General features: G+C 57.9%; 14 protein-coding genes. 7 read left to right on the top strand and 7 right to left on the bottom strand.

Going from position 1 to position 17,414, the window contains the following annotated elements:
- Positions 1-13: 13 nt before the first annotated feature.
- Positions 14-1,531: an FAD-binding domain-containing protein gene (locus tag JIF53_RS10990; RefSeq protein ID WP_199452488.1), complete on the bottom strand. Its 1,518-nt coding sequence runs from the start codon at positions 1,529-1,531 to the stop codon at positions 14-16.
- Positions 1,531-1,671, bottom strand: a complete 141-nt coding sequence (locus tag JIF53_RS10985; RefSeq protein ID WP_011786546.1) for a DUF2256 domain-containing protein — start codon at positions 1,669-1,671, stop codon at positions 1,531-1,533. The genes JIF53_RS10990 and JIF53_RS10985 overlap by 1 nt, the downstream gene beginning before the upstream one ends.
- A 68-nt stretch (positions 1,672-1,739) precedes the next feature.
- On the opposite strand from JIF53_RS10985, the gene JIF53_RS10980 reads away from it, so the two are divergent.
- Positions 1,740-3,428 carry an HAD family hydrolase gene (locus JIF53_RS10980; protein WP_199452487.1) on the top strand — a complete coding sequence of 563 codons (1,689 nt, stop codon included), beginning with the start codon at positions 1,740-1,742 and terminating at the stop codon, positions 3,426-3,428.
- A 16-nt stretch (positions 3,429-3,444) separates the two neighbouring features.
- Here JIF53_RS10980 and JIF53_RS10975 read toward each other — a convergent pair whose 3' ends face one another.
- Together JIF53_RS10975 and JIF53_RS10970 are read right to left on the bottom strand one after the other, a co-directional pair.
- Complete coding sequence (locus JIF53_RS10975) at positions 3,445-4,701, bottom strand: hypothetical protein (RefSeq protein WP_153740653.1); 1,257 nt, start codon at positions 4,699-4,701, stop codon at positions 3,445-3,447.
- Positions 4,702-4,790: 89 nt separating this feature from the next.
- The gene (locus JIF53_RS10970) at positions 4,791-6,323 is read right to left on the bottom strand and encodes a cryptochrome/photolyase family protein (RefSeq protein ID WP_153740654.1); all 1,533 of its coding nucleotides are present in this window, start codon (positions 6,321-6,323) and stop codon (positions 4,791-4,793) included.
- Positions 6,324-6,500: 177 nt separating this feature from the next.
- Here JIF53_RS10970 and hemN point away from each other — a divergent pair, with 177 nt between their 5' ends.
- A complete protein-coding gene (gene hemN, locus JIF53_RS10965) occupies positions 6,501-7,910 on the top strand; it encodes an oxygen-independent coproporphyrinogen III oxidase (protein WP_153740655.1) in 1,410 nt (469 codons plus the stop codon).
- 76 nt (positions 7,911-7,986) lie between these two features.
- On the opposite strand, the gene JIF53_RS10960 is transcribed toward hemN, so the two are convergent.
- Positions 7,987-10,005, bottom strand: a complete 2,019-nt coding sequence (locus tag JIF53_RS10960; RefSeq protein WP_199452486.1) for a methyl-accepting chemotaxis protein — start codon at positions 10,003-10,005, stop codon at positions 7,987-7,989.
- A gap of 283 nt (positions 10,006-10,288) precedes the next feature.
- Between JIF53_RS10960 and ubiU the strand changes: the two genes are divergently transcribed.
- The 5 genes from ubiU to JIF53_RS10935 all read left to right on the top strand — a co-directional run bounded on the left by ubiU (position 10,289) and on the right by JIF53_RS10935 (position 16,142).
- The gene (gene ubiU, locus JIF53_RS10955) at positions 10,289-11,284 is read left to right on the top strand and encodes a ubiquinone anaerobic biosynthesis protein UbiU (protein ID WP_199452485.1); all 996 of its coding nucleotides are present in this window, start codon (positions 10,289-10,291) and stop codon (positions 11,282-11,284) included.
- Between the two features lie 13 nt (positions 11,285-11,297).
- Positions 11,298-12,197 carry a U32 family peptidase gene (locus JIF53_RS10950; protein WP_199452484.1) on the top strand — a complete coding sequence of 300 codons (900 nt, stop codon included), beginning with the start codon at positions 11,298-11,300 and terminating at the stop codon, positions 12,195-12,197.
- 90 nt (positions 12,198-12,287) lie between these two features.
- The gene (locus JIF53_RS10945) at positions 12,288-13,619 is read left to right on the top strand and encodes a ferric reductase-like transmembrane domain-containing protein (protein WP_199452483.1); all 1,332 of its coding nucleotides are present in this window, start codon (positions 12,288-12,290) and stop codon (positions 13,617-13,619) included.
- Between the two features lie 83 nt (positions 13,620-13,702).
- On the top strand, positions 13,703-14,065 hold the full coding sequence (locus tag JIF53_RS10940; RefSeq protein ID WP_153740660.1) for a DUF488 domain-containing protein: 363 nt from the start codon (positions 13,703-13,705) through the stop codon (positions 14,063-14,065).
- A gap of 88 nt (positions 14,066-14,153) precedes the next feature.
- Complete coding sequence (locus JIF53_RS10935) at positions 14,154-16,142, top strand: putative bifunctional diguanylate cyclase/phosphodiesterase (protein ID WP_199452482.1); 1,989 nt, start codon at positions 14,154-14,156, stop codon at positions 16,140-16,142.
- Here JIF53_RS10935 and ubiT read toward each other — a convergent pair.
- Together ubiT and narL are read right to left on the bottom strand one after the other, a co-directional pair.
- Positions 16,117-16,662 (bottom strand): ubiquinone anaerobic biosynthesis accessory factor UbiT, encoded by a 546-nt coding sequence (ubiT, locus tag JIF53_RS10930; RefSeq protein WP_194841901.1) that lies wholly within the window; start codon positions 16,660-16,662, stop codon positions 16,117-16,119. The genes JIF53_RS10935 and ubiT overlap by 26 nt on opposite strands.
- Before the next feature lie 90 nt (positions 16,663-16,752).
- Positions 16,753-17,412: a two-component system response regulator NarL gene (gene narL, locus JIF53_RS10925; RefSeq protein WP_011786531.1), complete on the bottom strand. Its 660-nt coding sequence runs from the start codon at positions 17,410-17,412 to the stop codon at positions 16,753-16,755.
- Positions 17,413-17,414 lie beyond the last annotated feature (2 nt).

Raw genomic sequence — 17,414 nt, 5'->3', positions numbered from 1 at the left:
TTGTTCATTGGAATCAAAAAAGAGGGAGCTGTGATGACGGTTCAGAGTCCTGGCTGCCAGTCCTGGGCCGGTTCTGTGCCGGCCCCTTTCGACTGCCATGACGGTTGAGAACCCGGTCCGTCTCTGTCTGGCTCACTTGCTGCTTCCTGAACTCTCCGACAGCCTTGCGAGCCACCCGTGCTGCCTGCTCATGATCACAGACTGGTGAAATATAGGTATTGCCGCCAAAGCGCTGCTTCTGGGCCGGCGTCATCAGCCATGGGGTGTGGATCATTTCCGCCGGGACGCCGGCCAGCTCCGGTATCCAGCGGCGGATGAACTCACCTTCCGGATCCAGTTTCTGGCTCTGCAACACCGGGTTGTAAATGCGCAGGGCGTTGATGCCGGTGAGCCCCGATTGCATCTGGGCCTGGGGATAGTGAATGCCGGGCTCGAAATCGGTAAACAGGCGAGCCAGGTGCAGTGCCGGGTCCCGCCAGTGCAGCCAAAGCTGATAACTGGCCACCGCCATCAGCATGGCCCGCATGCGGAAGTTAATCCAACCGGTGTGCTCCAGGCTGCGCATGCAGGCATCCACCAGCGGCCAGCCGGTCTGGCCCTCCTGCCAGCGATGCAGTCGCTCGCTGTTGTTTGGTCCGGTTTTCAGGTGCTCCAGTTCCCGATGCATGGCACGGAATTCCAGTTCCGGTTCATCCTCCAGCTTCTGGATAAAGTGGCAATGCCAGTGCAGCCTTGAGCGAAAGCTGGTGAGGCTTTTCTTCTTGCGAGGCAGAGTGTTGCGGTGGTCTCCGGTCTCTTTTGACTGCTGATAGACATCGCGTAGGCTGATGGTGCCCCAGGCCAGGTGAGGGCTGAGCCGTGAGCAGGCGCGAGGTGCGGTAAGCGGTGAGGACATGTTGTACTGATAACCCACGCACCGCCGTTCCAGAAACGAATCCAGCAGGGCAATGGCCCGTTCGCTGCCGCCGGCCTGACGATCCGGGCATGGGCCACCGTTAAGCTGGGCGGGTGCGGGTAAGCTCTGCGGCCAGCCGGAGGTATCCGGCGAACGAATCCCTTCGGGTGCAGGCAGGCGTGTGCTTTTGATGATCCGGTTCCAGTGCTGGTCCCAGTCGTCCCGGTTGACCAGTCGCCGAACGACACCAAAGCCCTGCCATTCGCGGAACTCAATCTGCTGGCTCTGGCACCAGGCAATCACCGCTTTATCCCGTTGAAAGGTCCAGTCCCCGCCGGTTTCCTGATGGCAGAACACCTGTGTGATGCCGTACTGCTGTTTCAGGTCATCCAGGGTTCTGATGACCTCCCCGTGAGCAATCAGCAGATCACTGCCCAAGCGTTTTAACTGTTTGCGCAAGGATTCGAGAGACTCCGCAACGAACTGCCACTGCCGGCGGGAGGTGTCCGGTTGCTGCCAGTATTCCTGCTCCACCACATACAAGGGAATCACCGGCTGCCCGGATTGCACAGCGGCGCACAGCGGGCCGTGATCCTCCACCCGTAAATCCCGTTTGAACCAGACCACGACTGCCATCAGTGCGGCCCCCGATTGCGCCGGCAACGCTCACTGCAGTATTTCACCTGGTCCCAGTCCTTTGCCCACTTCTTGCGCCAGGTGAAAGGGCGATGGCAGGCCGGGCAGATTTTCTCAGGTAAGTGCGGTTTTTTGTGCATGGGCGGTTTATGGGTTTAACTGAAAGAGGTGTGTGGATATACGTGACTGAGCTTCCAGAGGTTTTGCCATGTCCCGATTCGACGACAACATCCTGCCACCCTCGGTCCTGATCTTCGACTGGCACGGTACCCTGGTGGACACCCATGATGCCATGTTCAGCGCCATGGAGGAGATGTTACCGCAACTGGAAGAGCTGGGCCTCGTGGAGCAGTTGCTGCCTGAAGACCAGTGCCGCACCGAAGACGACGCGCGGCTGGTGCGTTACATCCGAATCTACCGCCGATTGCACCCGCGGATTCTGGCTGAGCGCCGGGTCTCCCGAACGGATATTTTCAACGCCATCTTTGGTGAGAACAAGGCTCCCAAGCTGATCGCGCATAAAGCCTACAATCAGGCTTACCGGAAGTACTTCGGCCAGGTCAAACCGTTTCAGCCGGGCGCTTATGAGTATCTGTCAGCACTGAAAGCCCTGGGTATCAAGCTGGCGGTGTGCACCAACCGCAACCGGGAGTTCCTGGACCGGGAACTGCAGATTGTCGACGAGGGCCGCTGGCTGCATTTGTTCGATGCCACCGTGTGTGCTGATGACGTCACTGAATACAAGCCGGATCCGGAGGTTATCCTCAAAGCGCTGGAAAAGCTGTCGATCCAAACGGATGAACACGCCTGGTATATCGGGGACAGTTATGTGGACATGCTTACCGCACACCATGCCGGTGTGGCTGGAGTGTTCTACAACGGTGCCTGTTGGGAGCCCGACCGGGTCAGCAGCTGGTTCACCAAGCGAGACGCCCCGACCGCTGTTCTCGACAGCTTTGAAGATCTGATGGATTTACTCGCCCTGCTGGAACGTGAGCATTCCGAAGCGTTTGTCGCCAGCCCGGCAGAGGTGCGCCCGAAACCCTTCCCGGCACCAGAGCGGCCGGAACCCCGCATTGAGCCGGACTGGCACCCGGCGGTGGTGAAACTGATTCGCCCGGCGGTGATCCTGTTCGACTGGCACGCCACTCTGGTGGACACGCTCGATGCCATGTACCACGCGGTGGATGACATGCTGCCGGATTTCCACAAGCTGGGGTTGATGGACCGGATGGTGGCGCCGGAAGACAGCAAAACCCCGGAAGATGCCCGCCTGGTGGCATACGTGCGAGAGTTCGCCAAACTGCATCCCAAGGTAAAGGCTGATCGAAAAATCTCCCGCACCGATATTTTTGAAGTGCTGTTCGGTGAGGATCAGGACGCCAAGCAGATTGCCCACAAAGCCTTTAATCATCACTACCGGAATCACTACGGCACCGTGAAAGCCTTCGAGCCCAGGGTGCGGGAAATGCTGGAAGGGCTGCGCAAGCTGGGTATCCTGGTGGGCGTGATCACCAACCGCGACCGGGAGTTTTTCGAGCACGAACTGGCGGCGGTGGAAGATACCGGCTGGACACACCTGTTTGACGTTAACGTGTGTGGTGATGATACCCCGCTGCGCAAACCCCACCCGGATCAATTGCTGCTGGCAGTGCAGAAGCTGGATTACCCACCGGACCCCAGTGTGTGGTACGTGGGCGACTCTACCACTGACATCATTGCGGCCAAACGGGCCGGTATGAGCGCGGTGTTCTTCAACGGCGCCCAGTGGGATTTGCCGTGGCTGAACCGGATTTTTCCCGGTACTCACAAACACCCGGACAAACCGGATGTAGTGGTTAACGATTTCTCCGAGTTCTGGGCTCTGGTGCTGGCCTGCGAAGTCGGGCCTCCCTGACTCTGGAAGATGTTGGTTATTCTGCCGAGCCGGGGGCGGGGGGATTGTGAAGAGCGTGTTCGATGTCGAGCCCGAGTACCAGCACGCCTTCGAGTCCGTTGTTGAGTTTATTCAGCGGCACCGGAAAGCTGACCATCACCTGGAAACGGGCGGTGGAGGCATCGTAGCGAATCGGCGAAATCCACATGTCGCGCTTTCTCTCAACGCCTCGGTCGGTTTCAAGGGCGATTTCCTGAACCTTGGGCTCGTCGCCCTGCCAGTAGTCTGAGGACAGGCGGCTCATGGCGACCAGCGCCCCGGCTTTGTCGGTCAGCAGTACCTCGGTAACGAGTGGCGAGTGGCTGGCCTGCCAGGCTGTCATTGCCCGGGAAGCCGGCAGCTCAAGTATTTCGCCAGCCAGCGGTGTCGGATGGTGGGGTGCCAGCGCTTGCCAGAGCGTGTCCTTGGTCAGGATATCGGTCAGGTTGTCATAGGTCGGCCCCTGGTAGATGGCATTGGTCAGATTGATGTTGCCGGAGAGATCAGCCATCAGTGCTTGCGCCAGCCCCTGAACCTCAGACGCTTCCTGTTCGGACAATTGCATACTGGGCATTTCACAGCCGGCAAGGTGTGCGTTAAATCCGGACAGGAAGCGAGGGTGGTCCGCAGAAAAGCGAGAGCTCACATACAGGTGCAAAGGCGCATACCGAACAAAATCAGAATTCAGTGACCAATCTACCCCGGATTTCTGGTTCTGCAGGTATTTCATGGCACGCTGATCCATCAGGGCGAGATCAATCCGCTTTCGAACCAGCAGTGCCGGAAGCTGCTCAGCCCCGGTGACCGTGATAAAGGGTTTCAGGTCATTGTTTTCCAGCCAGAGGGCTTCATTGCTGCCACCGACCACGCCAATTCTTGCAGTGCCGGGGTCCGGTTTGGCTTCAGCGGTGAAAAACCAGTGCCATTTCTCCAGGGCGACCGGGTGCGAGCGAACGGCGGATTGGTCCAGTTCCTCGGACGGCCCGACGGCATAGTAGCCGTCCACCAGGTTGCGTTCCAACGAGTAACGGGCCCGGCTTTGCGGCATCAGACTGATCCTGGCCTGAAATCCGGACTTGTCCAGGGCGCAGCGGATGGTTTCCGTGGTTTCACCGGTAACCACTGGAATCTGGGGTTCCGCATACTGGTAAGGCGGCGCCAGAAAGGTATAAAGGCTGAAGCCATGGTGGTCTGCCCTCACGCTCAGTGAGGCCATAACAAGGCTCAATCCGATAATCAGGCTGCGGGTATCCATCTGCGCACTCAAGCGTCCAGATTGCTGACAATGGTAAGAGCATAGCAGTCATAATCCCGCTTTTCCGTACCTCATTCGGCGTAGTCGGATCACAGTGTTTCGATATTGGCCAGAACCCAGTCTGCCCTTGCCCGCAGGGCTTCCCGCCGTTCTGGCTTCTGCTTGTCCCAGTTCCGGTACATCATGGTCATTCGTGGATTGTTGGCAAAATCCTCCCGGTGCCGGTCAATGAAGTGCCAGTACAGGCTGTTGAACGGGCAGGCGCGGTCTCCGGTAGCGTCCTGCACCCGGTAGTGACAGTTCTGGCAATGGTCAGACATGCGCTGGATGTATTTGCCGCTGGCGGCGTAAGGCTTGGAGCCGAGGTAGCCGCCATCGGCGTGCATCACCATGCCCAGGGTGTTGGGCAGTTCCACCCAGTCGAAGGCGTCGATATACACTGCCAGGTACCAGTCACAGATGGCTTCCGGTTTCACCCCGGCCAGAAGGGCAAAGTTACCGGTGACCATCAGTCGCTGGATGTGGTGGGCATAGGCGTTGCGGGCCGTGGCATCGATGGCTTTATGCATGCAGCGCATCTTTGTATCGCCGGACCAGTAGAACCAGGGCAGCTCCCGAGTATTGCCCAGGCGGTTTTCCCGGGCGTAACCGGGCATCAGCAGCCAGTAGATGCCGCGCACGAATTCCCGCCAGCCGATGACCTGGCGGACAAAACCTTCCACCGCATTCAGCGGTGCCCGGCCGGCGTGCCAGGCCCGTACCGCTTCTTCGCAGACCTCCATGGGCTCCAGCAGCCCGGTATTCAGGTAGGGCGACAGAATGGAGTGGAACAGCCAGTCTTCGTTGTCTGACATGGCATCCTGGTAGTCGCCGAAGCAGGGCAGGGCAAAGTCGATAAAATGGGCAAGCGCCTGGCGGGCCTGTTCGGCGGTAACGGCATAATGGAAATCATCCGTGGTGCCGAAATGTTCCGAAAAGTGCTCGTTCACCAGTTCGATCACTTCGGTGGTGATGGTATCCGGCTCCTCCCGGAACGGAGTCGGAGCAGGCGGCTTGCCGGTCCATTTCTTGCGGTTATCGGCGTCAAAGTTCCAGTGGCCACCTTCCGGCTGGCCATCTGGCGTCATCAACAGGCCGGTTTTCTTGCGCATCTCCCGGTAGAAGAATTCCATGCGCAGCTGCTTTTTGCCGTAGGCCCAGCGGGCGAACTCGTTAATGGCGCACACGAAGCGGGTATCCGGCCGGATTTCCACGGGGATGCCCAGTGTTTTGTGCCAGCGGCTGATCTGTTCGTGTAAACGCCACTCACCACATTCTGTAGTAATGACTCGCTCCGGTTGGTATTTCCGCACCAGCTCCGCTATTACCTGTTCAATAGACTGTGCCGGATTGTCCGGGTGATAGCGCTGATAGTGAACCCGCCAGCCATCCTCCTCCAGTGCATCGGCAAAGTGCCGCATGGCGCTGAAAATGAACACCAGCTTCTTCTTGTGATGGTTGGTGTAGCTGGCTTCACTGTGGACCTCGGCCATCACGACCAGGTCGTTGTCCTTGTCTGCACCCTCAAGGGCAGAGAGACGGTGGCTGAGCTGATCACCCAGGATCAGGATGAGATTGGCCATGACGGGCTCCGGCTGAGTTTATCCTTTAGAGGTAGGCAGAATACGCCATGGGCGCAAGGGTGGTTCATTGGGTATGCTGGTACACTCAGCTGATTCGCATCAAATCGTGCCAGCCGCCGGTCAGGCATAATGCGCGCTTTCCGGCATGCCGATCCTATTCGACGTTAGAGTTTTACTATGGCTTCTGATACCGCTACAGCAAACAATCTGCCCGCTTTTATCTGGGATGAGGCGCTCATCCGCCGTTATGATCTGAGCGGACCTCGCTACACATCCTATCCAACAGCGGTGGAGTTCACCCCGAACTATTCCATTGAAGACATGGTCAAGGCGGCTGGCCGCAGCAAGGCCGCTGGCGGGCCCATCTCGCTGTATACTCACCTGCCGTTCTGTGCGCACCTTTGCTACTACTGCGCCTGCAACAAGGTGATCACCAAGAAGCGCGACAAGGCCATGCCCTATGTGGAGCGGGTACTGAAAGAAGCGGCCATCCAGTCGAAACTGTTCGGTGCCGACCGCCCGGTCAAGCAGCTGCACTGGGGTGGTGGTACACCTACCTTCCTGCCCAGGGATGTGATGCAGCACCTGATGGCCGGTTACGGTGAGCTGTTTAACCTGCAGTCCGGCGACGACCGGGACTACAGTGTCGAAATCGATCCCCGGGAAGTGGACGAAGATACCCTGTCCACCCTCTGGGAGCTGGGCTTCAACCGTATCAGCCTGGGCGTGCAGGATGTGAATCCGGAAGTGCAGAAAGCGGTGAACCGTATCCAGCCCCGGGACATGACTGAGTCGGTATTGAACGAAGCGCGCCACATCGGCTTCCGCTCCATCAACCTGGACCTGATCTACGGCCTGCCGTACCAGACTCCGGAAAGCTTTGCCGAAACCCTGGAATCGGTGATCGAGATGTCGCCGGACCGGCTTTCGGTGTTCAGTTACGCGCATCTGCCGGACCGTTTCTATCCGCAAACACGGATTCAGGCCGATACTCTGCCCAGTCCGCAGCAGAAACTGACCATCCTGCACAACACCATCAATCGTTTGCTGGAAGCTGGCTACGAATACATCGGCATGGACCACTTCGCCAAGCCGGACGACAGCCTGGCGGTGGCCCAGCGCGAAGGCCGCCTGCATCGGAACTTCCAGGGATACACCACTCACTCGGATTGTGACCTGGTGTCCCTGGGTGTCTCCGCCATCGGCCAGACCGACGACGCCTACTTCCAGAACAACCACGACCTGCCGTCCTGGGAGGCGTCCATTGATGCTGGCCAACTGGCGATTATTCGTGGCGTGGGCCTGACCCGCGACGACCGCATCCGCCGCTGGGTGATCGGGCAGCTGATCTGCCAGTTCCGACTGGACCGCAAGCAGTTTGCCGAACAGTGGAATGAAGATTTTGACCGCTATTTCGCGGATGAAATAAACCGCCTGAAGCCGATGATTCAGGACGAGTTGATTGCGGATTCCGGTTCTTTGCTGCAGGTTCAGCCAGCCGGTCGCCTACTGATCCGGGCCATTTGCCAGATCTTCGATCTGTACCGCAAGGAAGGGGCGAGCCAGCGGTTCTCCAGAATTATCTGACTGGAGAACAATGAGCACAAACGCAAGAGGGCTGCCACATGGCAGCCCTCTTGCGTTGTCGTGGAGGGTTTTCTGATCAGGCCACTTTGAACTCATTGGCCAGATCCTGTAGCTGTCGGGCCAGCCGCGCCTGCTCCTGGGTGACCTCGGTGATTTCCTGGGAGCCGGTCAGGGTCAGGAGGGCAGCTTCGCTGACAGATTCCATATTACCCGCCAGTTCGCGCGTGACGGCAACCTGCTGTTCCGACGCAGTGGCAATCTGGGTCGCCATATCGGAAATGCTGTTCACGTCCATCAGAATGTCAGCAAAGGTCTGTTCCATCTCCGAGGCTTGCGCGCTGGTCTGGTCGGCCAGTTTGTGGCTGGTGATAATTGAACGGCTGGCGTTGTCGGTGATGGTCTTGAAGCCGTTGATGATATCTTCAATCTGGGTAGTGGATTCATGGGTTTGCTGCGCCAGTGTGCGAACCTCATCCGCCACTACCGCAAAGCCTCGTCCGTGCTCGCCCGCCCGGGCGGCTTCGATCGCTGCATTCAACGCCAGCAGATTGGTCTGGTCGGCCACTTTCCGGATAACATCAACCACATCGCTGATGGTCGTGCTGCGTTGTTCCAGTTCTTCGATAACCTGGTTGACGTCTTGTACTGACTTCGCCAGTTCCCGGATCTGGGAGACACTGGTGCGCAGCACCTTCTCGCCGGTCTGGCTTTTCTCCATAGCCCGGCTGGAGGCGTCCGCCACCTGCTGGGTGTTGTGAGAAATCTCCTCTGAAGTTGCCGACATTTCTTCGGTGGCAGCGGCCACCTGCTCAATCTGTTGTTGCTGGTTCTTGATCTGTGAGGAATTCTGGCCCGCGGTTGAGCTGGTTTCCTCGGTGGCTGTGGCCAGCTGTACGCTTGCCTTGTCGATTTGCAGCAAAGCCTCGCTAAAACGGCCAAACAGTTCATTGATTGCCTCGGCTATGGTGCCCGTCTCGTCCTTGCTGGAGACCGGAATCGCCTGCGACAGGTCCTTGTTGTCCATGGCGTTTCGAACACCTTCCAGCAGCTGATTCACCTGCTGATGAATGGCTCGAATAATCACGGTCATTAACAGAACCACCAGAACGATTGACGTCGCGGCAATGGCCGATGCCCAGATCAGATTGCTTCTGGCGGCATTCACGCCCGCAGTGGCCAGCGCTTCGACCTGGGAGAGCATATCAGTGCGGATGCCGTTAATGGCCTGGATGCGGTTGGTAGAGGCTGAAAACCAGTCACTGGCTTCCAGGCCGTACATACCGGAGGGGCTGCTCAGGAGCATATCTCGCTGATCCAGCATTTTTCGGTGCTCGGCGGTTTCGGGAAATGACTCAATCCGACCACGGATATCCGAATTTGCACTCAGCATGGCGATTGCGGTCTGGAAATACGCTTGCTGACGCCCTGACAGGGCTGCTATTTGCCCAACCGCAGGCAAGTCGAAGTCGCCGCTGCGCAACAGTGACGCCCCTGCAGCCCGTTCACGGCCTGCCATTTCGGCAGCTTCGGCAAGGGCAAGGTAGGCATTGATCTGCCGGGCAAGCTCGGGCTCAGATGCCCGGCGAACCATCAGGGGAAGACGATTGATGACTTCCATAATCAGGGCAGTGTAGCGGCTGCCCGACTCGGCCCCGGCCATCGTCCTGTCATCGATGTCACGGCGCAGGCCTGAAAGACTGCCAATGTCTCGCTGAAATCTGTCCAGACTGGCCTGAATGGTGCTGTCGAAGCTGGCAACTTCGGCCAGTGCTTTGATGCCTGCACGGTAGGCTGCGAGGTTCCTGTCGGTGTCCTGTCGCTGGGACTGCAGGGTGCGGGCCGCTTCACGTTCGCCATCCGATTCCCGGCTGCTGGAGAGAAATACGGCTGAACGGCCGCGTTCTTTTTGTAATGCCTCGACAAGAGGGTCTCCAAGCTCAGCCAGCTGAACCATGGTTTGAAGCTGTTGCATGTTTTCCCGATCATCCACACTACGGAAGATGCTCTGGAGCGCAAAGAAACTGATGACCAGGAGAGCCGGAAGAACCAGAGTAATCAGCTTGCCTCGCATGGAGAGGTTGTTGATAAGAGTCATGGGAGGGCCTCATCATTGAGAATGGGTTCCATTGTGGGCAAGTGTAGCAGTTCAGACCATTAGCGCCTTGGGGTACCTGAAGGGGTAGATTTCCGTGTGTAAGTGCTTGTAATGAATAGTTAATGCTTTGGTTTTAAGGGGGGTTCAGGGCTGATAAGTGCCAATGCGTAGAGTACTACCAAATGGGTAGGTTCCCTGTTTCGGTCAATCCGCTGACAAAGGTCAAGGTGGGCTAAGTCGCTGACCGGTAAGGTGCACGGCAACGTGCTCAGCGGAGAAAACCATGGAACTTGTATGCCCGGCTGGTAGCCTTCCCGCCCTTAAAACCGCCGTGGACAATGGAGCCGATGCGGTCTATTTCGGCTTTCGGGACAGTACCAACGCCCGCCAGTTTGCTGGCCTGAACTTCAACGACAAGCGTGCAGCCGAGGGCATTGAGTATGCCCATTCAAAAGGCAGCCGTGTGTTCTGCGCCATTAATACCTATCCGCAACCCGATGGCTGGGAACACTGGAAAGCCGCGGTGGATCGTGCCGCCGGCCTTGGAGTGGATGCCATTATCCTGGCCGATATGGGACTGCTGGATTACGCTGCAAACAGGCACCCGGATATCCCCCGGCATTTGTCGGTTCAGGGTTCTGCCACCAGCCATGAGGCCCTGTCGTTCTACAAGGACAACTTCGATATCCGCCGGGCAGTACTGCCGCGCGTGCTGTCTCTGGATCAGGTTCGGGGTGTGGCCAAGCATAGCCCAGTGGAGCTGGAAGTTTTTGCCTTCGGCAGTCTGTGCATTATGGCGGAGGGTCGCTGCTACCTGTCTTCTTACCTCACGGATGAATCCCCCAACACCCGGGGTGCCTGTTCACCGGCCAAGGCGGTGCGTTGGCAGGAAACCTCTCAGGGGCTGGAATCCCGCCTGAATGAAGTGCTCATTGATCGCTATGGCCCCGGTGAATCCGCCGGTTACCCAACCCTGTGCAAGGGCCGGTTTGAAGTGGAGGGCAGCGTGTACCATGCCATCGAAGAGCCGGTAAGCCTGAATACCTTGGATCTTCTGCCGGAATTGAAGGGGCTGGGTATCAGCGCAGTAAAAATCGAGGGCCGCCAGCGCAGCCCGGCCTACATTGCAGATGTTGCCCGAACCTGGCGCCAGGCCCTGGACCGGGTTCAGGCCACCCCTGACAGCTTTGCTGTAGACAGTGCCTGGAACAGCACCCTCGCCGGTCTTTCCGAAGGTGGCCTGACCACCATCGGGGCCTACCATCGCAAGTGGAAATAAGGTTTTGCCCGCTATGATGAAACTCTCTCTTGGCCCGATTCTGTGGTTCTGGACCAAGCAGTCCGTATTCGATTTCTACGCTAACGCTGCGGAGTGGCCAGTAGATACCATCTATCTTGGCGAAGTGGTGTGCTCCCGCCGCCGGGAACTGAAGCCCGATGACTGGCTCGACCTGGCCCGGGATCTGAAGGCTTGTGGCAAGAACGTGGTGCTTTCCACATTGACGCTGATCGAATCCGAAGCGGATCTGCGGCGACTTCGTCGGTTTTGCGAACAGGATGAGTTTTTGGTGGAGGCCAACGACCAGAGTGCCCTGCAGGTGGCGATCCGCAACAAGATTCCGTTTGTTACCGGCCCGTCCATGAACATCTACAACTCGGCCACCCTGAAGATCCTCGCCAGACAGGGTCTGCAGGGCTGGAACCTGCCGGTGGAACTGGGCAAGGAAACCCTGGAGCAGCTGATCCGGGAGCTGAAGGCCGACGGCCTGGATCTGCCCGCCGAGGTATTCTCCTGGGGCTTCCTGCCATTGGCCTGGTCGTCTCGCTGTTTCACTGCCCGTCATTACAACCTGCCTAAAGACAACTGCGAATTCCGTTGCCTGGAGCATCCAGGTGGCATGGAACTGCGTTCCAGGGAAAGCCAGGAACTGTTCCGGATCAATGGCATTTCCACGCTCTCCGGCTCGCGCTACGACCTGATGAGGGAACTACCGGAGATGGAGCGTATGGGTGTCAGTACCGTGCGACTGAGCCCGGAGCATCAAGGGATGGAACAAGTGGTCAAACGCTTTGATCAGGTGCGCCGGGGGGAAGTGCTGGTCGCCGACCCGCTGCAGCTGGTGGAGGCCCCGCCATGTAACGGGTACTGGTACGGCAAGCCGGGAATGGATCTGATCGTAAAGTCTGTGTAAAGCCCGTTGAGCGTTGATTGAGGTCAATAGATAGCCGATGTACCAGGAGTAGCTTGCTAGGGTACTCAAACTGCATTGGGGTTTATTGTTATGGCTCGCGTCCCGCTATTTTTCTGGGGTCTGACTGCTTTGGTCGGCGTCCTGTGGTTTGTTTCCGACAGCCTGTGGGTTTCCCCCTTCGCTTACTTTCCGTTCCGCTCTGTGTTTGTGCAGTTTTCCGGCATTCTGGCCGTAGTGATGATGGCGGTTGCGTTGGTACTGGCACTGCGTCTCCGGTCTCTGGAGCGTTGGGTTGGTGGCCTGGACAAGGTGTACCGGCTGCACAAATGGCTGGGCATTGGTTCACTGGTGCTGGCTACGTTGCATTGGTGGTGGGCCAAGGGCACCACGTGGATGGTGGGCTGGGGCTGGCTGGAGAAGCCGGCCGGCAAAGGGGCCGGACAGCAACTCGCCGGCCTGGAAGCCTGGTTCAGGGGGCAGCGGGGGCTGGCAGAAACCCTGGGAGAATGGGCTTTCTACGCCGCGGCCGTATTGATTGTGCTGGCATTGGTAAAAGCCTTTCCTTATCACCTGTTTCGTATAACACACAAACTGCTGGCGGTGGTCTTTCTGCCCCTGGCCTGGCACAGCTTTATCCTGATGAAGTTTGATTATTGGGCAGCGCCGATTGGCTGGCTGACCCAGTTCGCTGTTGTCGCCGGCAGTATCGCAGCGGTTTTACTGCTGCTTGGCTGGCCGGGCAAGGTCCGGAAGGTGCCGGGGGAGGTGGTTTCGGTAACCCGATATCCGGAGCTGAGAGTTTTCGAGTTTCTGGTAAGGGTCGAGCAGGGCTGGTCCGTCCATAACCCCGGGCAGTTCGCCTTTATTACGTCGGATGCTGCGGAGGGCCCTCACCCTTATACCATTGCTTCAGACTGGAACCCGGAAACCCGGTGTCTGAAATTCGTGGTCAAGGAACTGGGGGACCATACCCGCCGGGCCAGCCACCGGATCTGCGAGGGCATGCCGGTTACACTGGAGGGGCCCTATGGCGGTTTTGATTTTGAAGATGATTGCCGCACTCAGATCTGGGTAGGCGCGGGCATCGGCATTACTCCGTTTATTGCCCGGATGGGGCGCCTGGCCAGCAAACCGGATAATCGTACTATCTACCTGTTCCACCCCACTGCCGATGTCAGCGAGGAGGCTCTGACAAAGCTGCGGGCGGATGCCGAAGCAGCGGGCGTTAACCTGGTTATTCGATGCAGTCGTACCGAAGGCCGACTGACACCGGAGGAAATTCGCGATGCGGTGCCGGATTGGCAAGGCGCCAGCCTGTGGTTCTGCGGCCCGTTGGGCATGGCCCGGACCCTGTTCAACGAATTCCGCAGATGGGGCCTGCCTGCCCGGCGGATGCATCGGGAGTTTTTTGAGATGCGGTAAATGCGTTATGTCATGGCGGGTTTTGAATTCATAGGGGGTGAAGGCTAGGCTCAAGGACACCATTAGCCGGTTGGGAGGTTTCTATGGACATCCGCCTGAAACGAGCCTACGACCACGCTGCCCGCTCAGATGGCCCGCGTATTCTGGTGGATCGCATCTGGCCCAGGGGCGTTGCCAAAGAAGACGCAGACATTGCCCATTGGCTGAAAGGGCTTGCGCCATCTACAGAATTGCGGAAGTGGTTCGGCCATGACCCGGACAGATGGCCCGGGTTTCGAGACCGCTACTTCAAAGAGCTCAAGTCTGATGGGGCCGCAGAGGACCTGGATTTGTTCCGGCAGATCCTCAAAGAGCACAAACGCGTCACGCTGGTATTTGCCGCCAAAGATACCGACCATAATAATGCGGTGGCGTTGCGGGATTTTGCGTTGAGCGACCAGCTCTGAGGCAGCCCGCTCTCTGATTTAAAACAACTACATTTATTGGCAGTTGAACTATGCTCAAGACGGTGGTTGCCGTTTTGGGAGTCCTTCTGTGACCAATAATGTGCCGAATGCCTTCGAAATCTTCCCCTGGAACCGGAATTTCGAGACCGGCATTGATGATATTGATCAACAGCACAAGGTGCTGGTCAATATCCTGAATCGACTGGCGTGGCACTTTGCATCGGATACCTCCGAGTTAACGCCCGATCAGATTCTTGATGAGTTGCTCACCTACGCGGCGTTTCATTTTGAATACGAGGAAGCGATCTGGAACAAAACCCTCAGTGAAGCAGCGATGGCGAAAAGCCACCGCGAGTCACACCAGATGTTTTTTGCGCAGGTTGAGGAGCTGCGCAACAGCCGCGAACCTCAGGAAGAGGTGTTAACCAGACTGTTTGACTTCCTCACACGCTGGTTAGCCTTCCATATCCTCGAATCAGATCGCCGAATGGCTCTGACGGTTGAGTTGGTTCAGCAAGGCCTGGAAGTCAGTGAGGCAAAAAACCGGGTCGATGCAGAGCTGAGCGGTTCCGCCTCGGTGCTGGTCAACGCGCTGCTGGAAATTTACGGAAAGCTTTCATCAAGCACGATTCAGTTAATGCGGGAGAAAATGGCCCGCTTGAGGGCCGAAGACGAGCTGTCCCGAATACAGCATGAAAGGCTGAATCAGGCCCTGGAAGAACAAGCCCGAGAATATCAGCACCATCTGGAAACGCTCGCTTATACCGATGCCTTGACCGGCCTCTGGAACCGAAACGGCATCGTCCGACGAGTTCGTGAATACCTTGCAGATGAAGTGAGAGCTGAGAACTCGGCAGCCCTGGTGTCTATTGATCTTGATAATTTCAAGGATCTCAACGACTGTCTGGGAGAAGATGCGGCAGACCGAATGCTCGGCTTGCTGTCCCGGCGGTGGCTGGATGCGATCCCGGCGGATGCCTGCCTGGCGCGAACAGGTGGTGATGAGTTTGCATTGTTGCTGCCGGATGCCAGCCAAGCCGAGTCGCGGCTGGAAGCTCTGCGTTTGACGGCCAGTCAGCCTTTTGAACTCGACGGTGTTGAGGTTTCTGCGGGGTTTACGGCTGGTGTTGTCCTGTTTCCGGATGGCGCCGTTGAGGACGCAGACAGCTTGCTGAGGCAGGCGGATAATACCCTGTATCGGGCAAAACACGAGATGCGCAGTGGCTGGCTGTATCTTGATGCCGGCGAGCGGAGCCAGTATCGAGCCCGTCAGTTGTTACTGGAGGACATCCGCAGGGGGCTCAACCAGGATGAGTTCCGGCTTTATTTTCAACCCAAGGTTAATCTCCGGACTGGAGAGGTTTTGGGCGTTGAAGCGCTGATCCGGTGGCAACATCCCCGGGAAGGGCTGCTCCCTCCGAGTTACTTCCTGCCGGCGATTGAGCATCACACGCTGAATATTCAGGTTGGTGAATGGGTGTTGAGAAACTCGCTGCTGCAGATACAGCGCTGGGAGCAAGAGGGTGTCAGGGTCAATGTCAGCGTTAACATCGCCGCTAACCATCTTCAGTCTGATCACTTTGCCGGGCACCTGCAAAAAATCCTGTCTGGCTTTCCGGGGGTTGACCCTGTCAGGCTAGATCTGGAAATCCTGGAAACCGCTGCACTTGGGGATTTGGACAAAGCCGTACAGACCATTGCGGATTGCCGTGAGCTTGGGGTGACCTTCTCCCTGGATGACTTTGGTACTGGCTACTCATCGTTGTCTTATCTCAAGCGCCTTCCTGTCGATACTCTGAAAATCGATCGGGAGTTTGTATCCGGCATTGAGGATGACAGTGAAAACCTGTCAATTCTTCAGGGGGTGATCGGTCTGTCGCGGGTTTTCGGGAAGCAGGTGGTTGCGGAGGGCGTGGAAAGTGTCAGGCAAGGTGAGATTCTGCTGAGCCTCGGGTGCGAATGCGCTCAGGGATTTGCCATGTCTCCGCCCATTGAAGCGCCCCTGATCCCTGCCTGGATTAACCGTTGGAGAACGTTCCCGGAATGGGCGCTTACCAGGGTTTCAGAAAATCCCTGAGCCGCAGATGCCAGTCCAGGCTGTCGAGCAGGTTTTTCAGGGCCAGCCCCAGTTCAGTATCCCCCTCGATAACCAGCCGGCGCTGGAAGAACAACTGATCGGGGTCTTGCTTTCGTTCCGCCAATGTACGGAATGCACCAACGGACCCCCGGATAGTGGCTTCACCAGGACCGTTCAGCACCCGCAGGCGCCCGGCCCAATAACCGAGGGTAATGCCTGGCTGGCCGCCATTGATTTCGAGGCGGATTCGACGGCCCTCGAAATCGTCGAATTCACCTTCTGCAATGGCGTCCGAGAAAAGCCGGTTGAGGGGCGCTTCCGCTGCCAGTTGTTTCAGGGCGACGGGCATTCGCTGATCAATGCCGTTCAGGAGTGGCACCGGTGACGGGGCATACTCCCGGATCACGGCTAGGGTCTGGCCCGCAAGGGGATTGTGCTGGAGTTGATTGCTCAGGCGTTGCAGCTGCGCGAACCCGGGTGGTGTGGGCAATTTGCCGAAACTGGGCAGGGTAGGCAGCATGGCAGGCTCTCCTGAAATCATGAAACAGACAGGGAGAGCCTACCTCAAACCGCAATAAACGGATTTGATATAACTCAGGGGAATGAACAGTCAGCCCTTGTGCAAGCCTTCCTCGACCGCCCAGACGGCGACTTCCACCCGCGAGCGCAGGTTCAGCTTTTTCAGCAGGTGCTTGACGTGGACCTTGACAGTGCCGTCACTGATGTCGAGTTTACGCCCGATCATCTTGTTGGACAGGCCTTCGGCAATCAGCCGGAGAATATCTTTCTCCCGCGGCGTCAGGCTGTCGAAGTCGGGACGGCTGGTCTGCTGCGGTTTGTTGGAACGCAGGGCTTCAGCCAGCAGGGTCGTGAGGCGGTCACTGATCACCATCTTGCCCACCGCCGCCTGGTGCAACTGGGCGATCATGTCCTCGGGCTCCATGTCCTTGAGCAGGTAACCGTCGGCGCCCGCCCGCAATGCCGCGACCACATCGTCTTCCTGGTCTGAGACAGTAAACATAACGATGCGCGAGCTGACATTCTGTTCCCTGAGCTTTCTCAGGGCTTCGATGCCGTCCATTTCCGGCATGTTCAGGTCCATCAGGATCAGGTCCGGCTCCAGCTCGGTGGCCAGACGGATGCCATCGGCGGCATTGCTGGCTTCGCCGATCACTTCCATGTCGTCTTCCATGCCGATCAGCTGTTTGATGCCCTGGCGCAGCAGCGGGTGGTCGTCGATCAACAGAATGCTTGCGGGTGTCTCAGACATTG

Source organism: Marinobacter sp. bablab_jr008, from assembly GCF_016464145.1.
Lineage (GTDB): Bacteria > Pseudomonadota > Gammaproteobacteria > Pseudomonadales > Oleiphilaceae > Marinobacter > Marinobacter nauticus.
The sequence above is the reverse complement of the archived record's forward strand: the minus strand, read 5'-3'. Positions and strand labels throughout refer to the sequence as shown.

Bases quoted from the DNA above. Each gene is read 5' to 3' on its own strand.
- ubiT (WP_194841901.1), bottom strand. From the start codon at position 16,662: ATGCTGCCTACCCTGCCCAGTTTCGGCAAATTGCCCACACCACCCGGG.
- JIF53_RS10945 (WP_199452483.1), top strand. From the start codon at position 12,288: ATGGCTCGCGTCCCGCTATTTTTCTGGGGTCTGACTGCTTTGGTCGGC.
- JIF53_RS10980 (WP_199452487.1), top strand. From the start codon at position 1,740: ATGTCCCGATTCGACGACAACATCCTGCCACCCTCGGTCCTGATCTTC.
- JIF53_RS10985 (WP_011786546.1), bottom strand. From the start codon at position 1,671: ATGCACAAAAAACCGCACTTACCTGAGAAAATCTGCCCGGCCTGCCAT.
- ubiU (WP_199452485.1), top strand. From the start codon at position 10,289: ATGGAACTTGTATGCCCGGCTGGTAGCCTTCCCGCCCTTAAAACCGCC.
- JIF53_RS10975 (WP_153740653.1), bottom strand. From the start codon at position 4,701: ATGGATACCCGCAGCCTGATTATCGGATTGAGCCTTGTTATGGCCTCA.
- JIF53_RS10960 (WP_199452486.1), bottom strand. From the start codon at position 10,005: ATGACTCTTATCAACAACCTCTCCATGCGAGGCAAGCTGATTACTCTG.
- JIF53_RS10990 (WP_199452488.1), bottom strand. From the start codon at position 1,531: ATGGCAGTCGTGGTCTGGTTCAAACGGGATTTACGGGTGGAGGATCAC.
- hemN (WP_153740655.1), top strand. From the start codon at position 6,501: ATGGCTTCTGATACCGCTACAGCAAACAATCTGCCCGCTTTTATCTGG.
- narL (WP_011786531.1), bottom strand. From the start codon at position 17,412: ATGTCTGAGACACCCGCAAGCATTCTGTTGATCGACGACCACCCGCTG.
- JIF53_RS10950 (WP_199452484.1), top strand. From the start codon at position 11,298: ATGATGAAACTCTCTCTTGGCCCGATTCTGTGGTTCTGGACCAAGCAG.
- JIF53_RS10970 (WP_153740654.1), bottom strand. From the start codon at position 6,323: ATGGCCAATCTCATCCTGATCCTGGGTGATCAGCTCAGCCACCGTCTC.
- JIF53_RS10940 (WP_153740660.1), top strand. From the start codon at position 13,703: ATGGACATCCGCCTGAAACGAGCCTACGACCACGCTGCCCGCTCAGAT.